Source organism: Lederbergia galactosidilytica (assembly GCF_017873565.1).
Classification (GTDB): Bacteria; Bacillota; Bacilli; order Bacillales; family Bacillaceae_C; genus Lederbergia; species Lederbergia galactosidilytica.
Map to the genome: position 1 here is coordinate 1 of NZ_JAGGKH010000048.1, position 1473 is coordinate 1473.

At 41.3% G+C, this 1473-nt stretch carries 1 protein-coding gene; it reads right to left on the reverse strand.

Going from position 1 to position 1473, the window contains the following annotated elements; translation table 11 throughout:
* Nucleotides 1–237: 237 nt before the first annotated feature.
* Nucleotides 238–1473 (reverse strand): DDE-type integrase/transposase/recombinase (locus J2Z23_RS22070; RefSeq protein ID WP_209975388.1); only part of this gene is annotated, 1236 nt, incomplete at its 5' end.

Below are 1473 nucleotides of genomic sequence, written 5' to 3' on the forward strand. Positions count from 1 at the left end.
GCCTAAACGTAGCTCTACGGTCTAAATGTGGTGGTAAGCTACCGCAATCGCTCTTGACAAACACGCCAATGGTTTGAATTACAAGTAACAAGGGCGAAGAGGACAAAAAGAAGGCAAACCAAATAAGCCCTTGGTTTTTCCTATTTTAAACCATTGGCAAGTTCGGTTTGTCAAGAGTTCGCTCCGCCGATTGCTGAATTGCCCAATAAAAATCAAGGGGCTCAGCTAAACAAAAAGTTAGGCTAACCGTTGTTTTACAATCCATTGTTGGGCTAACTCAATCAGTTTTGTCCACCGTGCGGGCATTGTCGGAAGACCAGACAGTTCTGGATTCATGACAGGTACCTTTCCCTCTAAAGAGGCATGTGGTCGCAGAAAATTAAAGTAAGCGACAAACAAGGTGACATAGGAAACAGAACCATGTTCTGAACCAAAGCCATGGGTGGAACGATAGTTTCCCTTAAATGTACGATTCAGTCGCTCAATGACTTGTTTGAGGGGCCTGAATTCAGTTGAAACAGGGTCATCATTTGTTAGACCAATCACCTGTTTGACATCAAACTGGATGTCGTGTTGGGCGAAAAAGTGTTGAGCTAGAAGATAGATGGGATTTCCATCGACAACCAAAGTGAGATCTTCCGGAATCTCCTTCATCTTCACTAATACTTCATCAATGGCGCGAATAGCCGTGACCGTATCTCGATTGGGAGACACGGGATAAGAGAGAATGATCTTCTTGACCGCGTCAAAAAAGAAAAACAAATAGTGCCATTTTCCATTCACGCGGATATAGGTTTCATCGCCACAAAATTGATCTGAAAGCTCGTAAGGATAAGAATCCACATAAGGCTTTAGGAGCAGAGCGACACTATTCTCGTAATTCAATATCGTTTGATGAGAAATAGCGACACCGTGAACATCTTGCATAATCGCAGCTGTTTTGCGGGCTGATAGCCCGTAATTCACATGATAAGTCAAGATTAAACCCAATGTATGCGGTGAAGCATGGATCTTAGACAAATTTACTCTTGGTAACTCGGGTGATTGTTTAGACAAAGGTAGAAAATCAACGTGAAACTGACGAAAGATATATCGTACTTTAAATGCCTGAGGATCCTTCTTAAACCGTTTTTTCTCTTTTTTAGACATGGCTTTTAGCTTCTTTTGGTAATAGGAACAATCATTGTTTTTACACTTGAAGACGGAGAAATCTTTCCTTTCTTTGACTTTTTCTAGTGTTTTGGCACAGTGAGGGCACCTTAAAATCGCCTCTTTAGAAAACCGATTCTTATCATGGAAAAGACACGAACAGATCTTACACAGAAACTGCCCTTTGTTTCCATTATTCGCATAAAGATAATCTGATGGAGCACCACACTTGGGACAGTTCATTGTCTTTGGAACAGTCATTATTGAACGAGCATGCCTTTTAACAGGTTTAAGAGGCTTTCCATGTTCCATCGAATAGTTTTC